The organism is Stenotrophomonas sp. CASM101, from assembly GCF_049384845.1.
GTDB lineage: Bacteria > Pseudomonadota > Gammaproteobacteria > Xanthomonadales > Xanthomonadaceae > Stenotrophomonas > Stenotrophomonas hibiscicola.
In genome coordinates, this window is the sequence record NZ_JBMRFR010000001.1 from 342,852 (window position 1) to 358,390 (window position 15,539).

Below are 15,539 nucleotides of genomic sequence, written 5' to 3' on the forward strand. Positions count from 1 at the left end.
GGGCCTAGAGCTGCTTCGCTGCGGAACGGTTCGACTGGACCTGGTCGATGGATTCCCTCAGCTCTCTCAACAGCCCCTCCCGCTGCTCGGCCGGGAGCAAGGCGTAGGCGGAGGCCAGGGGTTTGTGGCCCAGCACGCCGGCATGGATGGCTGCGTCGAGCGGGTGAGCGGACAGGTCCGGATCGACCTGAAGCAATGCGGCGTGGCCGCCCTGCCCCAGCTCCAGGGAAATGCGGTTGGAGAAACGGCTGGGGGTCAGCACCCAGTCAAAACCCGCGTCGGTCTGGGTGTCCAAGCCGAAAACCTGGGCCTCTCGGCAAAACCGCGTGGCCAAGTCCAACACTTCGCGCGCATCGGCGCCAGCTGCGGCCTCGTGATGCTTCCCGTAGAACTGGGCCAGCGTCAGGGGGTGGGGAACGGGATGAAGCAACGGCTCGTGGGGACGATTCAAGAAATCGCCCCCACCTGGGTTGCCTGCTGCGTTGTCACGTTGGGGTTCCATCCCCATTGCATACCGTGTTTTTCGTTTTTGGCAATCAGCAAGCGATCTTGATGATGAAAGCCACGCCAACCAGAACTCCGGTTTGAAGGAAAAGCGAGACGGTGTGCAGATCCATCTGCTCCAAATCCTCCTTCAGCCACGCCATCATGACAGCAACCCTGCCACGTTGGCGGCCACGTAGCTCACCACCGAAAACGAAAGCAAGGTGATCAGCAGGTTCCCCACGTTGTCCACGGCGAACTCGTAAGCATCGGCAAAAATATACATAAGAGCCTCCCCCGGTTGTGTTTGACTGATTACAGTCAACCACATCTCATAAAACTGGCAACCCTAAAAATCTCGATTGATCGACACTTTTGATGTTTAGTCAAAACCTTTTTTCTCTTTCCCAACCCCCACCCCGTCTCTTGCTTTGAGCCGCTTTCGACGTTTGCTTTTATGGGTAGATCGATCCACTCACAAACAAGGGAACGTGCCCAATAAAAAGGGCCCCGAAGGGCCCTGAGTGGTGTGTTTACTGGCGGAACACATTGGGTTGGCGCTCGCGACCTTGCTTCTGCCAATCGAACTCTTCCTCATAGAGGCGCATCTTCTTCTGCTCGGCCAAGGCCGTTGCGGCAAAGGTGGCCCCACCCCACTTGCCCGCGCCGTATTTCGGAAAGTCCACCCGCACGTCATCGCTACGCTGGCGCTGCTTGCGCCACTCGTCCAGGCGCATCATGGGAATCTCCACCTGTCCCGCGCGTTGCTGCTCTTCCTTGGCGCGCTCAGAGGGCATCTGGCTCACTCCCTGGCGCTGCTCGATGGTCTTCACTAGCTCCTCTTGCTTGCTCGCCATCCGCTCTTGATGCTTCGCAATCTCCGCCGGATCCGACTTTCGAAGCCACGTTCGAATGTCTTTGCGGGTCTCTTTGAGACCAGCCTCCAGCTCCGCCATTTGCTTGTCATACGCTGCCCGCTGCTTGACCAGGAAGAGATTGGGTCGCCCTCTCACCTCCATTTCATGGCGCTGATTGGCCAAGTCCGCTGCTCGCTCCTCCAGCGCCACCAGCCGCTCCGGGTCCAAACGTCGCTCCATGGAGCGCTGCATGCGCTCCACTTCGGATTTTTGCTCTTGGGCCTTCCGGTCCAACTCCGTCCATTTTTCTGCGACAGGCTCCTTGCTCGATGCCATCTGAGCGCGGAACTGTTGATCTTTCTCGTGATGATTGTGATTGTTCATTGCTTGGTCTCCTGCTGTGGGGATTGGAGGTCTTTGGAGCGCGCCTCGCGCTCCTTCTTGATGGCCGCAACCACCTCCTCGACTTGGCTAAGTGGAAGGAAGGGGGTGTTGCACACGTCGGCGCGACGAACGCCAGCCCGGTTGAACCAAAGAATGGCTCGCCCCTGCTGGTTCAGCAGGCCGGTGAACTCGGCTTGCGAGAACAACGGTTGGGCCTCGCGGTGACCGGACGCCGGCACCTCAATGTCCTTCACGGCATTAACCCCAGTGAGTTTCTGGCCGGTCCAGCGCATCTTGGTCACGGGGTCGATGTGGGTCGCCACCAAGCGCCCAGCACCCGCCCTGCGCAGTTGCTTCATGCCGGCCGCCATGGGGTGATTCGGGTCGAACAACGAGTTGTCCAACGCCATCTCAATCCCACCGGAGTAGTCCAAGCCAACGGCCTTCTGCTTGAAGGAAGTCATTTCTTCGACTCCGTAGCGGCTGGCCGCATACTCGTAGCTCTTCGGGGTGGTGCGCTGAAGAACGAGGTTCTGGAAGCTGCCCAAGAACTGATCAGCCGCATCCCCGGGCAGCTTCACCCGAATGCCGTCCACGTTCTGGGTGGCGTAGATACAGCCCATCTTCGTTGAGCGGCAGATCGGCAGGATGATCTGGTCCTCGCGCCCAATGAGGTTCTGGCACTCGTCTTTGATCAAGATCACCGGCAGCTCGCCGCGCCCGCGCCATTCTTCTTCACTGACTTCGTTCCGCAGCTTGATGCCGTTGTTCAGACGCTGGCAGATGAGGTTCTGAACCAACACGCCGGCGGTGCCGTGGCGCGTGTCGGGCAGGTTCACGCCCATGGAGGTGCCCTTGAGCATCTGGCCCACGTCCACTTCGCCTCGCTCAATGCTGTGCCAGGGCACGCCGTTCTCGTCCACCAAATACTTGCCGCGCATCAGGGGATTGATCCGACGGTCCACGTTGGCCATGAAACTGCCGCGCGTTTCGGCCGGGTAGGTCGGCCACTTCTTGAGCACGAACTCAAACGACATCTGAAGCAATGAGCCGCCGACGAGAAGGTCCGGGTGAATGGTCTTTTGAGCCGTTTCCAGCCGAAGGTCCCAGTCCTTCTTGCGGGCCGCAAAGTCCTCATCGCTTCCCAGATGCATGGGTTGCACGCCGAGGAAGTTGGCCGCCGCCAACAAGCTCTCACCGGGCAAGCTGCTGGTCTGCGTGCTGCGAATGTCGTTGATGGCGATGAGAACCTTGTTCAGGCGCTCCAGCGTCCACTGCCACTCGCGCTCCTTGGAAAGCTCTTGCTGGCGAATGGCCATTTTTGCTTCCAGGTCGGCGATCACCAGATCGATATCAGCACCATCCCCGCCATTGGCCACCTCAGCATCTTGCTTCTGAAGCAATCCTTCGATCTCAAGCTCCAGGCCCAGCTTCTCTGCGGCATCCAACGCCCGCATCTTGTTCTCGTGGTTGTGGAGCGCTTCCAGGATGACGGTCGCGTGGTCGATGATGTCCGCGGACATCCCCTTCCAAATATCCGTCTCGTCGTCTTCCATGCGAGTGTTGGTCAGCGCAGCCTTTACGCCTTGGGCATCCAGGCCTTCAATCATGCCCAAGTGAACGCCGGTCTCCACCACGTAATCCAACATGCCGCGAACCTCGCCAGCGAGCGCGCCCTTGCCGCAGAACACCGCGAACGCGCAGGGGTAGCCAGACTTCATGATTTCGGCCATCAGCCACCGAATGTAGGACGATTTCCCCATGCCGCTTTCGGCCAAAATCATGGCGTGCATGAACAGGTCATCGACGCTGATGCCTGCCGGGGAACCGGCGTCGTAGCAGAACTTCGCCCCTTTCTTCTTCAGGTGGCCCGTCGCCGTGCCCCAGGCAATGAATGGGGTTTTGTCAGCCAAGGCTTTCCGAACTTGGTTTTCCAAGGCTTCGGCCGTCGCCCGCTCCATCAACCCTTGCTTGCCCAGGTTGAACCGGGAGCTTTGGGACTGAAGCGCCAACGTGCGCTCTTTGTAGTCCCGCGAGTAGTAGACAAACCCGTATGCACCGGCCATCACGAACCAGGCGAAGCCGCCGATCACCGGAGGGAAGAGCGTCGTGATCAGCAGCGCAACCATGCCAACACTGCTCCAAAGGACAAAAGCCTTCAGACGTGCCAGCCTTCCGCCCCACGCTTCCTGATCTTGCTCCACCGGAGCAATCAGGCAGTAGAGGAACCCGGCCACGAGATAAAGTGTCAGTGCCGTCATGGCACCGCTCAACACGATGCCGCTGGTCCAAGCTGCCGTCCCCAGGCCTTTGATGAGCACCAACGGCAATGCAAAGGACAGGAAGAACGCCCGCAGCGCATCCGCGGTCCCCTCGCTTCGCTGAATGGCCCTCACGTAGGGCACGACGGCCGGAAGCAGCAACCACCCCAAGATACCGACGTAAGGGATGGAGGTGAGCGCTGCGATGAGCGCACCAAGGGTGGGAAGCGCCGCATACATCAAGAACAACGCCGTGCTATCTCCGCCTTGGAACTTATCCCTGGGCAGCACCCGGCTCTCGATCAGCCGCCCGTCTTTGGTCAGCTCCGCCCGGCCCTCCTGATTCTGCAGATCCAATGGAGCCGAAGGCCAGAAGACAGAGAACTTCTCGTCCTTCTCGTCCATCGACTCCGGAACCACGTAGCAGCCGCTTGCGGCGTCGTATTCTGCTCCCAAATCCGTGGCGTTATTCTCACGGCCTTTCGGAACCACGAGCCGGCGGCTGGAGACACGGTTGTGCGCGTTGACTAGGCCTTGGACGTTCTTGTAGTTGGCCGAGGATTTTTGACGCATGGCATCAACGATCCCTTGAGGCGCTCCGCGCAGCAGGATCCGATGCTTGATTTGGTTGGCAAGATCCAACAGGTTGTAAAGATTCAATCTCATTTCAGTTCCTCCTGGCTCAACTCATTCCAAATCGTGCGGCACCGCGCAATCGCATCACTGGTAATGTCGTTCCTTTTCCATCTGTCCTCGCACTCAGCGCGAAGCGCGGCAAGTTCCTCCGCAGTGGCCTCCGTCTCAGCAGGTAACGCAGCCCTTTGAGCAGGTGCCGTGCTCGCTTTTGGTTCAGCGGACGCCGCCGCCCTTTTGGGCCGGGCTTCTTGTCCACTCTTCAAGGGGCTGAGAACGCCAGCAACCAACTGAACTGCCATCCCCACCGGCGATCCACCCCAGTTGGAGAACGGCGCCGCAATCAGGGCGCAACCAACGCTGACGGCCACTACGGCCAAAAAGGTTGCCTTCGGGATTTCGGCCTTACTGACCTGCCGGGCTTCCTCTGCGTGCTGCTGCCCAAGGGACCACGCTTTCAGATTGTGCTGCTGCAACTCAATCGGACGATCCTCGGCCAGATCGTAGTAACTGTCTTTGACGGCCTGCGGGACATTTTTTAAACCCAGATCATCAGGACGCCCCAAGAACGTCTCGCCATGCCACCGCATGAAGCGAGAGGTGAATGAAACCCCGGCGCCGCGATACGGCAAGAAGAACCAACCCAACATAAAACCTCCCTTGAATGTAACTACCATTTACTTGTAACCGACCATCTTGTTTGCGCAAGGGGGGTTAGTTGATTCCAGCCTTCTTTGCCCAGGCGTCCATGTCGCTTTCTGCCTTTTCCTGCCACTGCGTTTCTTCCCGAGACTTTTCAGCCTCTGGTTTCTTAGCTGCAGGCGTTGCTCCTACGCCTGCCGAAGACGTCGCTTTGGCAACCACTGCCCTCGGCCTCTTCACTTCCTCAGGAGCGCGTTTGTCGCCTTTCTTCACCGGTTGAGACTCGGCCCGTGCTGCCGCCTTGGGCGCTTCTGCGAGAGCAGGCACGCCGCCCTTCTCAACCGGCAACGCGGGTGGCGCTTCGACTGCAACCGGAGCTTGCTCGGGTTCAGGAGCCGAAACAGGGGGTGCTGGCTTAACCTCTGGGACCGGCACTGCCGGCGTTGAAACAGGCGCAGCCACCGCAGACGCAGGAGCCGCAGTGGGAGCGGGTTCGTTTTTCCCGGTGTCGCGAGTGACCCACCAAGCAATCCCCCCACCCAGCACCAGGCAGGCGACGCCGGCCACAACGACGATTGACGAACCCTTCTTGCGGCTGATCGTTGTTGAGGCCGAGCCAGCAGGGGCGGCATGCGCTGGCGAGGGCTCCGGTTGAACCGCTGCCGCGTCCGCGACATGAGGCGCGGGCGTGGACGGGGGCAACGCCTCCTCGTCCTCCAATGCCTCCGAAGCAACGGAAAGGTCCGCCGGCTTCACTGCCTCCTCTTCCGCAAGCACGTCCAGCGTTTTCGGTTCTACGGCTTCTGGTTCGACAACGACCACCGGAACCAGCGGCTCGTAGGCCCGGCTGGGTTCTTCCAGTGCAACCGTTGTGGATTCCAAAACCGGCTCGGGGGCGCACACGTCCACCGGCTGCGCAGGGGCGGCTGGCTTCGCCGCTTCCTCCCGCTCGGCTTGTTCTTGCTGTTGCCGCGCCTGCTCGGCTGCGGCGGCTTCCTTGCGTGCCTTGGCTTCTTCTGCTCGACGTGCCAAGGCTTCTTGGGTTTCTTTGGTCTTCTCGACAGCCTTCTCCGTCAGCTCCTTGGTCCTGCGCCCGAGGGCGCGGCCCCAATGCTTGGCAGCGTTCAACACCTCGCTACCGCCGCTTGGAGTTGTGGGCGGAGTGGTGGTGGCGGGCGACGGGGCGGTGTCGTCATCAAAAAGCTCAGCCAGCTCCTGCAGACGGCGAAGCTCTTCCGGGCTTTGGGGGGTGTTGCTCATCGGATCCTCCAAGAGTTTGAAAAAGATTTGAGCCAAGGGGCTTTCGCCCCCCAGCTCTCGGTTGGCTTAGCGAACGTCAGGGATGGGAGTCACACGAATGAGGAAGGGCTCGTTGTCCTCCCCGCACGCCACAATCGAGCGATGAGCAGTCAGTGCCCCACGGCGATACAACTCCTCCGCGGGGATCGGGCACACCGCGAGATCCCCGCCCTCAAAGCGAATCGTCAACTGGCTTTTCGAGGACTTGAGCAGAGCCGCCAGTTTGTCCAAGGTCGCGGCCGTCTTCGGATTGCTGCCCTGCATGTCCTTGGGGTTGTAGCGAATCGTCAACGCGTCCAAAGCCTCGGCCTGGCCGTCAGTGGTCTGCACTGTTTTGGTCTGCACTTGCGCGTCCAATCCCGCCTGCCTCGCGGCTTGGGCGACCTCTTCCGCCTCCTGAACCTGTGCCCGAAACGAAGCAATACCGCCAACGACCGCGCCCGCGGCGCACGCCGTCAGGGTCTTTTCTTTCTTGCCCGTCAGCAGAGCGATGCCTGCACCGGCAGCGCAGCCAATCCCGCCCGCCTTGAACAGGCGCAGCTTGTTGGTCTTCTGCGGTTCCGCCGGAGCGGCGTCCTGAGCGAATGAGATGCTAGGGGCCAGCAACGCGGCGATGGTGAGAGTAAGAGCAAAGCGTTTCATAGAGACCTCCTTTGAGGCAGTGGGGGGAAAGGGTTAAGAGCGGTTGGCGTGACGTCGCCAATCCGCGCTGTTGTCTGAAGGGGTGGGGGACGGCCCGCGATGCGGCTTGGCAGCTGGCGGCTCGGCGGGGGCTTCGTGGTCGGCCTGTTGTTCGGCGATGAAGTGGCTAAACCCTCGGAGCGCTTCGAGGATGAGCGTCCGGTTGTCCTGGAGCGCCGCGTCCTGCTCGGCTCGCAGGTCCGCCATGAGGCTTTCGAGCGCCAGGAATGCCCTGGCTTCGGATTCACGGACCGTGGTTTGAATCGCGCTCAACGTGTCGCTGGCCTCCAAGCCTTGCACCACGCCGCGATTCTTTTCGAGAACGGCCAGGCGCAAATACTTGTTGAGCGAAACCCCCTGCTCCTTCGCGCAGTAGCGAGCACTCTCCAGCTCATCGCTGGCGATGCTGAAAGACTTGGTTAACAGCGACTGACGAACCACTTAACCCCCTGCAATGAAAATCCATACCCATGGATAGCAAAGGATTTAAGAAGCGCAAGTGGGCTAAGCCGATTTTCTTCTGTCTTGCTGGGATGCAGGCCATTTTTCAGCCGAACTGTTGGCCAAGTTGTTAGCCAAGACTGAAAACAAGGCGTAGCAAGGCCTGGGCGGGTGGAAACGCGCAGCGTTTCTAGCCAATCCGGAAAAACACTTTAGTGCGACTTGTGTATGGTCTACTCACTTCACCCCTCGGAAAAAACTTGAACGGTGAATGGGCAGCCAACGTCTTCCCCCGCAGTCCCTCCCCAGTTTTCGCTCCACCGCTCTTGCCCTTCCGCTTTTCCCCGGTAGAAGTTTAGGAAAGCCCCAATCCTCAACGAACCCGGAGACCCCAATGCCCCTCACCCCCGCCACGCCCAGCCGCTCAAAAAAGTTTTCACCCCCCCCCGCAGCCTCCCTCCCCACCCACCCAGCTTCCCACCTCCCCACCGACTCCGCACCCCTTGCCTCAGAAATCGGGGACCGCCGTTTTCTCCACTCCCGCGCCCTACCCCAGTTCGCTTTAGTCAAGCGGAGGCCAGCGCGGGATCTCGTGAGTGGCTGGGTTCAGTCACGCTGCCCGGGTGTTCGGAAAGCCCTGTCTCCATCCGTTTTAGTCAACTCTGCTTGGGGGTTCTGGAGGTCGTGTGCTGGGGGTTCGGTGCTCGGTTCGCATGCCATGGAAACACTGACCCCATCCGTTTTAGTCAAGCGCGCTGCCCAGCTTGAAGTTCGCTGCGCCCCGGCCTTCGATCAGCGGTTGGGGGGCCAGTGCTGGTCTGGGAATGTTTCGGGCAAGCGGGCTCTGGGTTTTGGATCGGCGGTCGCTGGGGTGGTTCGACAGGCTCGGCAAGGCGTTTTAGTCAAATCTTTCTCAGGCTCCTGCAACGCCCCACTGCCCCCGTTCTGCGATCCGGGTGCTGGGCCTGCGTTGAGCGGCTGGGGGGTGTTCCGTGCTTGACCTGACCCCCTTCTTGGATGCCATTGCCCGAGCCGATGCCCCGCTGGAAGGCAAGGCCAACGGGTGGCAACGCAAGGCTGTTTTGGCCGAGTTCGGCAACGCCTGCGCCTTCTGCTCCGCTCCACTGGACCTGTCCTCTCCCAAGTCTTGGACGGCTACGCCACTGGTCCCCGCGCAACTGGGAGGGCCAGCTTCCGTTGTCGAAAACTGGGTGCCTGCCTGCCGTCCCTGCGCTGCTGCCAAGGGCCTGCGCGATGTCGTGAGCTGGTCGGACTGGCAAGCGTCGGCGGACCCTGACCGGGTGGCCTTGCTGCTGGAGCGTCGGCGCTCTGCGTTGCTCTACGCGGAGAACCATTTCACCCCGTTGAGCCGTCACTCGAAGCGTGAGCGGCTGCTAGCACACCTGTCCGCCCGTTTCGACAAGCCCCGCTTCCGGGTCCACGCCTGGTCGGGTGAGGTGGATGGGGAGCGCGTGGCCTTGGTTGGCTGGAGCACCCGGTCAGGCGATGCCCTGGCACTGAGCGAGGCCCTGCTGGCGTTACGACTGAGGGACGGGGGCGAGGTGCTGGCAGAGGGCCAAGTGGCCCTTCTGCGGCTTCCGGCAAACGGGTTCCTGGGGGCCGTGTGGGCGCTCATTGAGGCCCATGGGATCGTCGTGCCGCTTGAGGTGCCGGGCGGTGACCAGGTGGACGATGACGACTGGCAAGAGTGCTGGCGACACCGTGTGATGGACCCGGTGAGCAACCACAAGCGCGTCCCGATGACCGGCGGTCCGGCCCTGCCTCATGCCCCCCGTGTGCTGTCCACGAACCCAGATTCCGTTCGTCGCCTAGCCCAGCTGCAGGCTGCGAAACGGGCGGACAGGTTGGAAGAAGCGGAGTTGCGGTATCGAGAAGCGATGGCCCGGAAGACCAAATACCTGGAGCGTGTCAGACGCGGCTTGGAGGCCCCGATGCCGCTGAACGAATACCGGGCGTGGAGCGATAAGGTGAGGCAGCTGGGCGTGGACTGGGTGAAGCTAAAGAACTAAAGCCGCTCTCTCGCTATCATTGACTCAGAAGCGGCACGGTGGGCATCGATTGAGTGCCCCGACAAAGGAATCGTCAAGGGACTACGAAATGGCAATCAGTCAGCAAGTGATTCATGGCTTGAACATCACGAAGCTCAAGGGAATCTTGGCTTTGGATGAGATTCGATTCGACGAGAAGCCGCTCACTGCAATCCTCGGGCCGAATGGTTGCGGCAAGTCAACGGTATTGCACGCGCTCGCTTGCTGTTATAGGCCACCCGAAGGATCGGACGGCAAGAGCTGGCAGTTTCGGGAGTTCTTCACTCCCACATCCGATTCAACGTGGGCCGGCAGCTCGCTGATCATGCATCATTCATTCAGAGACGGCTTGACTGAGCATAAAGACATCAGCACCGAATACAGAAAGAAGGCGGACAGGTGGTCCCCTCGCTATTCGAGGCGCCCGGAGCGCGACGTTTACTTCATCGGAATAAAGTCCTGCGTTCCTCGCATTGAGGAAGAGACCTATAACTCAGCCATCAACTATCAAACAGAGGTGCACGCTGACGCCACGCTCATAAAAGCAAAAATGGGTGTAGTGTTCAACCGTGCCTATACCGAGCTCAATGTTCACAAGACTCATGCCGGACGAAAATACAATGGCCTTGCACTCGATGGCAACAGGTATTCTGCGCTTGCCATGGGAGCGGGCGAGCAGAGAGTTCTGGAAATCCTATCCGTCGTCTTCAAAGCGCCGAAGTATTCACTCATCCTGATTGATGAGGTTGACCTCCTACTACACACCGCCGCGTTGACTCGCTTGATGCAGCTCCTACATGATCGAGCTAAAGAAAAATCGCTCCAGATAATCTTCACAACCCACAGAGAGGCGATTCTTGACCTCACGAAGATTGCCAGCATCAAACACCTACACACGGTCAAAAATCAGAACAAGACGTATTGCTTCTCAAATACGAAGCCTGAGGCACTCCACCGACTGACCGGGGAACGGGATCGGCCGCTTGAGGTTTTTGTCGAAGACGAAATGACCTTGACAATCGTGGAACACGAGCTTTTTTCGCTGGGAATGAAGCGCTATGCAAACATAACATCCTATGGCGCGGCGACAAACTGCTTCACCCTCGCTGCTGGATTGATGCTGTCCGGAGCACACAGCGTCGAATCTCAGCTGTTCTTGCTGGACGGTGATGTTTATGCAAGCGAAGACCAACAACGGGAACGTGTCAACGCGGTCCTAACTGGAACCGAAACCAGCGCGTCGGAGCGCCGTGAGCGTTGCCTCGAAGGCATCAGAAAACTTATCCCGGCGAACGATGCAGCTGCGGCGCCGGAGACGCAGCTGCATTGGATGATCCGTAGCCTGCCACCACAAGATGACATTGAAGGAACTGAGATCATTGAACTCGCACAAGGTATAGAAGCAGTCGATGATACGCACTCCTTCATCGAGCTGATCATTAGCACACTTAACATCAACAGGGCTGCCGGCCTATCGCGCATAGTTGATGTCGCTTCAAGGTCGCCGCATTGGCAACTCTATGTGTCGGAACTACGGGAATGGCTGGAGCTTAGGCAAGCCAGTGTTATCGAATCAGATACCAAGCCCTTGCCAGCAGTAATACCCACCCCCTCTGCGGAGTAAGCAAAAGCGGCTGCGATGGCCTTGCAGCATTCTTCACCTGCTCTGCTCCAGGCACCGGTCCACCAGTTGCCGCATCGCCTCGCCCAGCGAGATCCCAGCAGCTCGTGCGTCCTGGACCAATCCCCCGGCCACCTCTTCAGACACCTTCGGGTCCGGCAAAATCGCGCCGTAACGCTTCCCATCCGGCCCATGCTTGGCACGGACTCGGGGCCCGAACGGCTGCCGGATGTCGGCATGGGTGGCCACCAGGGCAGCCAATGCACTGCTGGCCGTGAGCCCCTGCTGGCGAGCGAGAGCCCGGAATGCGGCCGCCTTGGCCGGGGCAATGCGAACCGTGGGCAGCCGGCGGGGAACCGGCTGCTTGGGGGCGATGGCGTATCCCTTAGCCATTGATGAGCTCATCCCGGACGTGGGCGCGATACCAGCGGCGGCAGACCTTCTCAAACCCTTCTTGATCTTCGCCCTCGTAGGAATGGGTGTAGCCATTGCTATCGCAGATCTGCTCACCGAGGGTGCCTGGTTGACCATTCAAATCAGCGTAGATGTAGGAACGGCCAGGGCGAGAGAAAGTGATGGTGCGGTTGAGTTTACGGCTATTGATGATGAGTTCCATGATGATTACCTTTTTGGCTTTTTCGGTCAGCGGTATTGCCTTCCTATGAATCCAGGTTACGACAGACCCAAAAAATGTAAACCCTAAAGCAACACATTTATTTGACTAAAGTGCAGAACTGACGAGCAACCGCAAAAGACACAAAAACCCTGAAACACCTCACATTTCCAGCCCAGCACTGGGCCGGCGGAAGCCGAGGCCCCACCCGCCCTTCCTCCACAACGCTGTTGCTCTAGCCGCTTTTGCCGTTGCTCTTTCCACCCGCCGCCAGCCATAAAAAAGGCGGCCCATGGCCGCCTGTCTTTCACTGCCCCCCGAGGGATGGCGTAGGACCTGCTCATAGCTCTGCAGCGATTTCCTCGTGATCCAACGCTTCGGAAACCTCGGCCAGGGTGGCATACCCGCGGAGACTAGATTGGTGTTTCCCGTCCGAGAGTTCCCAGCGCGGCATGGCTTCGCAGTTGTTGGCGGCTTCCATCTTAACGTAGCGCCCAGCCTCGGACAGTTCCAGGCCCAAACGGGCGGCGCGGTTTTCGAGGGTTTGGCGGCGAGGGGTTTTCATGATGAATCCCTGTTTGGTTTTCAGGTCAGCGGTATTGCCTCCCTACAAATCCAGGTTACGACAGGGCATAAAAATGTAAACCCTAAAACAACACATTTATTTGACTAAAGTATAGAACTGACGGGCAACCGCAGAAAACATAAAAACCCTGAAACACCTCACATTTCCAGCCCAGCACTGGGCCGGCGGAAGCCGAGGCCCCACCCGCCTTTCCTCCACAACGCTTTTGCTCTAGCCGCTTTTGCCGTTGCTCTTTCCACCCGCCGCCAGCCATAAAAAAGGCGGCCCATGGCCGCCTGTCGTTCACTACCAACCGAGGGCTAGCGTTGTTTCCTCGCCCGCCCCACAATCGCCTTCCGGACCTGTTTCCGCACCGGATCCAGGTCGTCGGTCGCCGTGGTCACGACTAGGCGGCGCTTGGTTCTTTTGAGCTCCTGGCAGGCCCAGGACGCCAGCGCGATGAGCGCGGTGGTCAGAATCGGCTGCTCTTCCCCGGTGACGTCCTGAATCTGCTCCCGGAGCTTGGGCGGCACGGTGACCATCGTTCGCTCCACGCGCGCCCCGTTCTCGTCGCGATAGTCGAACATGGTGGAGTCGCGTCCCACGTCCAGATGAACCCTCTGGCCGTCCCGCAGGTAGGGCCGCTCCTCGGAGTAGTCGAAATAGGTTCTCCGCCCAGGCGCGTCTCCTGCCGCCACCATCAGCTCTGCCAGCTGCTGTTCGGAAAACTGGTCCAGATCAATGAGCGGCGCATACGTGCGTTCCGGCTTGGCGTGGACCACTTTCGCGGCGGTGGACAGGTCTTTGCGGGCTTTGGCAACGGCGTTCTTGGCGGGGGTCTTCTTGGCAGCCATGAGGTCCGGCAGGGGCAGCATTGGGATGTCCATCATGCATTCCCCCGGCCCGGGTTGGCCAATCTTTTTTGGATAGCCTGACCTACCCGCAATATATCTTCTCGGGCGTTAGCCACGCCCGCGCCGCGCATGGAAAAGACGGTCTCCCCCAGCTCATAGAAGCTTCCCAGCGCAGCGCGCTCGGGGATGACGATGGCCCCGGCCAGCTCCGGGTCTTCCAGCCGCCGGCGGTGTTCAGCCCGCTTGATGTTGACCCGGTTGGCCACCGGCAGGAAGGCCTTGCCCTGCTTCCGGAGGGTCTCGATGGTATGCAGGTAGACGACGTAACTCCCGCCGTCGAGCAGAGTGGGAACGATGTAGAGGTCGCCATCCGGAAGCTGATCTTTCACTGGGGCGCTGGGCGGCAGGTCTTGGATTTCCAAGTCGAACCCGGGGGAGGCCGCACGGCCCACGGTGAATGGGGTTTCGTCGGAAAGCGCGGCCCAGGCAACAGAACAGCAGTGCGGATCTCGGTCGTTCACCAAAACTCGGTGTTGGGAGGCGAAGAGCGCAGCAAGATTGAGCGAAAGCGTCGTTTTTCCAACGCCCCCTTTGAAACAACAGACGATGAGACGCATGATAGAGATCCTTTTATGGGTAGGTCATGCAACACACTAGGCTGCAAACCTAATCCCGCAAGGGCCTCTGCATCCAGAGGGTTTTCGCCGTGCAGACGTCCGGGATTCAGCGACCCAGGCCGCGGCGGGAGCCGTGGCCCTCCCCGCCCCTTCTCCCACGACGCCTTTCGGCGGCGAGTAGCCGCCGGCACGTGCTTCAAACCTCTTCAGCGACCGGTTGCTGAGTCTTGATGAACGCTGGGTGGTAGCGGTGAAGGTGGGTGTTCATCAAATCCGCGGTATGGCGTGCGAACCATGCCTGCATTGCCGGGCACAGAACGCCTCCACAGACCTCTGCGACGCTCCGACCTTCTGAGATCTGACGACGTTCTAGCTTCCCGGTGTGCCCCCGTCGCACCACGAACCGCTCCCCAATCCGGACCAGCGGGTTGGCCCCGGCGTCCATGAGCGCTTCGATCATCGCGGCATAGCGCGCCGCCAGGATCCGGTCCGACTGGATCGCCTTGGCATACATGACGGAGGCGACGGCCAACGCAGTGATGCCAGGATCGCCCGCCACGCCAGCGTCGAGGTCGGGCGTCCCCTTGAGCGAGTGCAGCCACCCATAGAACGCCAGCGGGTCGATGGTTTGGATGGCCCTGATGAGGCTTTCGGTCCCGGCACTCATTGCCCACCTCCCAGAACCCCGATGAGCACCAAGGCCACCAACGCGTAGAACGGCACCAGCACGATGCTCCACCACGTCTTCGAAACCTCTTGCAGCACCCTTCCTTGGCGATGCTCCGCCGGCAGTTGATAGAAGCGCACCAGGGCGCGCCCGGCGGAGATGGGGTTGGCGACCAGGTCCCGGTAGAACACCGCGGTGCCCAGGAGACCGACAAACAGCAGGGCCATGTTCAAGAGGCTCATGCGAAGCGCTCCTCTTCCTTCTTCCAACGCCGCTCATGGCGGGCGCGGGTGGCCAAGCGCTGGATCCTGCGGTGCTTGTCGGCCAGCTGATTGAGGCCATTGGTGCGGTCCAGGAACCGCGCGGCGGTGTGGAGTTGGAAATGCGCCAGGTCAGTGCTGGCAGGCTCGACGGGATGAATCTTCATGTCGTCACTCTCTTTTTGTGGATAGGTCGGTTTACCCATTAAACCGCTCCTACACACTGATCCAACCACAAGTTCAACCCGTGTCAACCCATTGATTTGAAGCATTTTTGACTAAAAACAGAAACTACTCTCAGGGCTTGCCAGAACGCGGTTCTGTCGCATGTCGACGTGCATGACACGTCACTACTGGCCTCGCCTTCCTGTTAACGCCCCAGGCGTTGGCCTGGTCGAGTGCTGCTCGCACTGGGTTGCCACCGCAATTAGGGCCGCCGCGTTATGGGTCTACCCCCGTGTCGCCATCCGGCTCTACGTGGCGTCGGATGTGGAGAACGTTCGGGATCTGGCCAGCCGTATTGAAGGTTCCCACGGCGTCGCCGGCTCGCTACGCAGCGCCAGCACGATGAACGTTCTCGGGCAGGGGCTCGCTCCCGCCGACTTCCGTCAAA

18 protein-coding genes are annotated in these 15,539 nt (G+C 60.1%); 2 read left to right on the forward strand and 16 right to left on the reverse strand.

The genetic code is table 11. The annotated features are described in order from the left end of the window. Positions 1-4: 4 nt before the first annotated feature. The 8 genes from VG543_RS01670 to VG543_RS01705 form a co-directional block, all read right to left on the reverse strand. Positions 5-502 (reverse strand): hypothetical protein, encoded by a 498-nt coding sequence (locus tag VG543_RS01670; RefSeq protein ID WP_423177568.1) that lies wholly within the window; start codon positions 500-502, stop codon positions 5-7. A 144-nt stretch (positions 503-646) separates the two neighbouring features. Then, the gene (locus tag VG543_RS01675) at positions 647-769 is read right to left on the reverse strand and encodes a hypothetical protein (protein ID WP_258014395.1); all 123 of its coding nucleotides are present in this window, start codon (positions 767-769) and stop codon (positions 647-649) included. 247 nt (positions 770-1,016) lie between these two features. Further along, positions 1,017-1,724 (reverse strand): hypothetical protein, encoded by a 708-nt coding sequence (locus VG543_RS01680; RefSeq protein ID WP_180834360.1) that lies wholly within the window; start codon positions 1,722-1,724, stop codon positions 1,017-1,019. Further along, positions 1,721-4,651 carry a hypothetical protein gene (locus VG543_RS01685; protein ID WP_423177570.1) on the reverse strand — a complete coding sequence of 977 codons (2,931 nt, stop codon included), beginning with the start codon at positions 4,649-4,651 and terminating at the stop codon, positions 1,721-1,723. The genes VG543_RS01680 and VG543_RS01685 overlap by 4 nt, the downstream gene beginning before the upstream one ends. Then, positions 4,648-5,268 (reverse strand): hypothetical protein, encoded by a 621-nt coding sequence (locus tag VG543_RS01690; RefSeq protein WP_423177571.1) that lies wholly within the window; start codon positions 5,266-5,268, stop codon positions 4,648-4,650. The genes VG543_RS01685 and VG543_RS01690 overlap by 4 nt, the downstream gene beginning before the upstream one ends. Positions 5,269-5,332: 64 nt before the next feature. Continuing rightward, entirely contained in the window at positions 5,333-6,520 is a 1,188-nt protein-coding gene (locus tag VG543_RS01695) for a hypothetical protein (protein ID WP_423177573.1), read from the reverse strand. Positions 6,521-6,586: 66 nt separating this feature from the next. Further along, positions 6,587-7,201 carry a hypothetical protein gene (locus VG543_RS01700; RefSeq protein ID WP_423177574.1) on the reverse strand — a complete coding sequence of 205 codons (615 nt, stop codon included), beginning with the start codon at positions 7,199-7,201 and terminating at the stop codon, positions 6,587-6,589. Positions 7,202-7,234: 33 nt separating this feature from the next. Then, positions 7,235-7,681, reverse strand: coding sequence for a hypothetical protein (locus VG543_RS01705; RefSeq protein WP_423177575.1), 447 nt, complete (start codon positions 7,679-7,681; stop codon positions 7,235-7,237). A 992-nt stretch (positions 7,682-8,673) separates the two neighbouring features. On the opposite strand from VG543_RS01705, the gene VG543_RS01710 reads away from it, so the two are divergent. Continuing rightward, positions 8,674-9,711, forward strand: a complete 1,038-nt coding sequence (locus VG543_RS01710; protein ID WP_423177577.1) for a hypothetical protein — start codon at positions 8,674-8,676, stop codon at positions 9,709-9,711. 88 nt (positions 9,712-9,799) lie between these two features. Continuing rightward, entirely contained in the window at positions 9,800-11,353 is a 1,554-nt protein-coding gene (locus tag VG543_RS01715; protein ID WP_423177578.1) for an ATP-dependent nuclease, read from the forward strand. 33 nt (positions 11,354-11,386) lie between these two features. Here VG543_RS01715 and VG543_RS01720 read toward each other — a convergent pair whose 3' ends face one another. The 8 genes from VG543_RS01720 to VG543_RS01755 form a co-directional block, all read right to left on the reverse strand. Beyond that, the gene (locus tag VG543_RS01720) at positions 11,387-11,743 is read right to left on the reverse strand and encodes a hypothetical protein (protein WP_242881221.1); all 357 of its coding nucleotides are present in this window, start codon (positions 11,741-11,743) and stop codon (positions 11,387-11,389) included. Then, positions 11,736-11,966, reverse strand: a complete 231-nt coding sequence (locus VG543_RS01725; protein ID WP_040234203.1) for a hypothetical protein — start codon at positions 11,964-11,966, stop codon at positions 11,736-11,738. Before VG543_RS01725 ends, VG543_RS01720 begins: the two co-directional genes overlap by 8 nt. Positions 11,967-12,303: 337 nt before the next feature. Further along, entirely contained in the window at positions 12,304-12,528 is a 225-nt protein-coding gene (locus VG543_RS01730) for a hypothetical protein (protein WP_040234251.1), read from the reverse strand. Between the two features lie 320 nt (positions 12,529-12,848). Then, positions 12,849-13,403 carry a hypothetical protein gene (locus VG543_RS01735; protein ID WP_131826320.1) on the reverse strand — a complete coding sequence of 185 codons (555 nt, stop codon included), beginning with the start codon at positions 13,401-13,403 and terminating at the stop codon, positions 12,849-12,851. Between the two features lie 11 nt (positions 13,404-13,414). Further along, positions 13,415-13,999 (reverse strand): ParA family protein, encoded by a 585-nt coding sequence (locus VG543_RS01740; protein ID WP_423177579.1) that lies wholly within the window; start codon positions 13,997-13,999, stop codon positions 13,415-13,417. A 196-nt stretch (positions 14,000-14,195) separates the two neighbouring features. Further along, positions 14,196-14,666, reverse strand: coding sequence for a hypothetical protein (locus VG543_RS01745; protein WP_423177580.1), 471 nt, complete (start codon positions 14,664-14,666; stop codon positions 14,196-14,198). After that, a complete protein-coding gene (locus tag VG543_RS01750; RefSeq protein ID WP_343368504.1) occupies positions 14,663-14,908 on the reverse strand; it encodes a hypothetical protein in 246 nt (81 codons plus the stop codon). The genes VG543_RS01745 and VG543_RS01750 overlap by 4 nt, the downstream gene beginning before the upstream one ends. Beyond that, positions 14,905-15,132: a hypothetical protein gene (locus VG543_RS01755; protein ID WP_139042364.1), complete on the reverse strand. Its 228-nt coding sequence runs from the start codon at positions 15,130-15,132 to the stop codon at positions 14,905-14,907. The genes VG543_RS01750 and VG543_RS01755 overlap by 4 nt, the downstream gene beginning before the upstream one ends. Between the last annotated feature and the right edge of the window lie 407 nt (positions 15,133-15,539).

Coding starts and splice junctions, on each gene's coding strand:
- VG543_RS01670 (WP_423177568.1), bottom strand. CDS start 502: ATGGAACCCCAACGTGACAACGCAGCAGGCAACCCAGGTGGGGGCGAT.
- VG543_RS01675 (WP_258014395.1), bottom strand. CDS start 769: ATGTATATTTTTGCCGATGCTTACGAGTTCGCCGTGGACAACGTGGGG.
- VG543_RS01680 (WP_180834360.1), bottom strand. CDS start 1,724: ATGAACAATCACAATCATCACGAGAAAGATCAACAGTTCCGCGCTCAG.
- VG543_RS01685 (WP_423177570.1), bottom strand. CDS start 4,651: ATGAGATTGAATCTTTACAACCTGTTGGATCTTGCCAACCAAATCAAG.
- VG543_RS01690 (WP_423177571.1), bottom strand. CDS start 5,268: ATGTTGGGTTGGTTCTTCTTGCCGTATCGCGGCGCCGGGGTTTCATTC.
- VG543_RS01695 (WP_423177573.1), bottom strand. CDS start 6,520: ATGAGCAACACCCCCCAAAGCCCGGAAGAGCTTCGCCGTCTGCAGGAG.
- VG543_RS01700 (WP_423177574.1), bottom strand. CDS start 7,201: ATGAAACGCTTTGCTCTTACTCTCACCATCGCCGCGTTGCTGGCCCCT.
- VG543_RS01715 (WP_423177578.1), top strand. CDS start 9,800: ATGGCAATCAGTCAGCAAGTGATTCATGGCTTGAACATCACGAAGCTC.
- VG543_RS01720 (WP_242881221.1), bottom strand. CDS start 11,743: ATGGCTAAGGGATACGCCATCGCCCCCAAGCAGCCGGTTCCCCGCCGG.
- VG543_RS01725 (WP_040234203.1), bottom strand. CDS start 11,966: ATGGAACTCATCATCAATAGCCGTAAACTCAACCGCACCATCACTTTC.
- VG543_RS01730 (WP_040234251.1), bottom strand. CDS start 12,528: ATGAAAACCCCTCGCCGCCAAACCCTCGAAAACCGCGCCGCCCGTTTG.
- VG543_RS01735 (WP_131826320.1), bottom strand. CDS start 13,403: ATGCTGCCCCTGCCGGACCTCATGGCTGCCAAGAAGACCCCCGCCAAG.
- VG543_RS01740 (WP_423177579.1), bottom strand. CDS start 13,999: ATGCGTCTCATCGTCTGTTGTTTCAAAGGGGGCGTTGGAAAAACGACG.
- VG543_RS01745 (WP_423177580.1), bottom strand. CDS start 14,666: ATGAGTGCCGGGACCGAAAGCCTCATCAGGGCCATCCAAACCATCGAC.
- VG543_RS01750 (WP_343368504.1), bottom strand. CDS start 14,908: ATGAGCCTCTTGAACATGGCCCTGCTGTTTGTCGGTCTCCTGGGCACC.
- VG543_RS01755 (WP_139042364.1), bottom strand. CDS start 15,132: ATGGGTAAACCGACCTATCCACAAAAAGAGAGTGACGACATGAAGATT.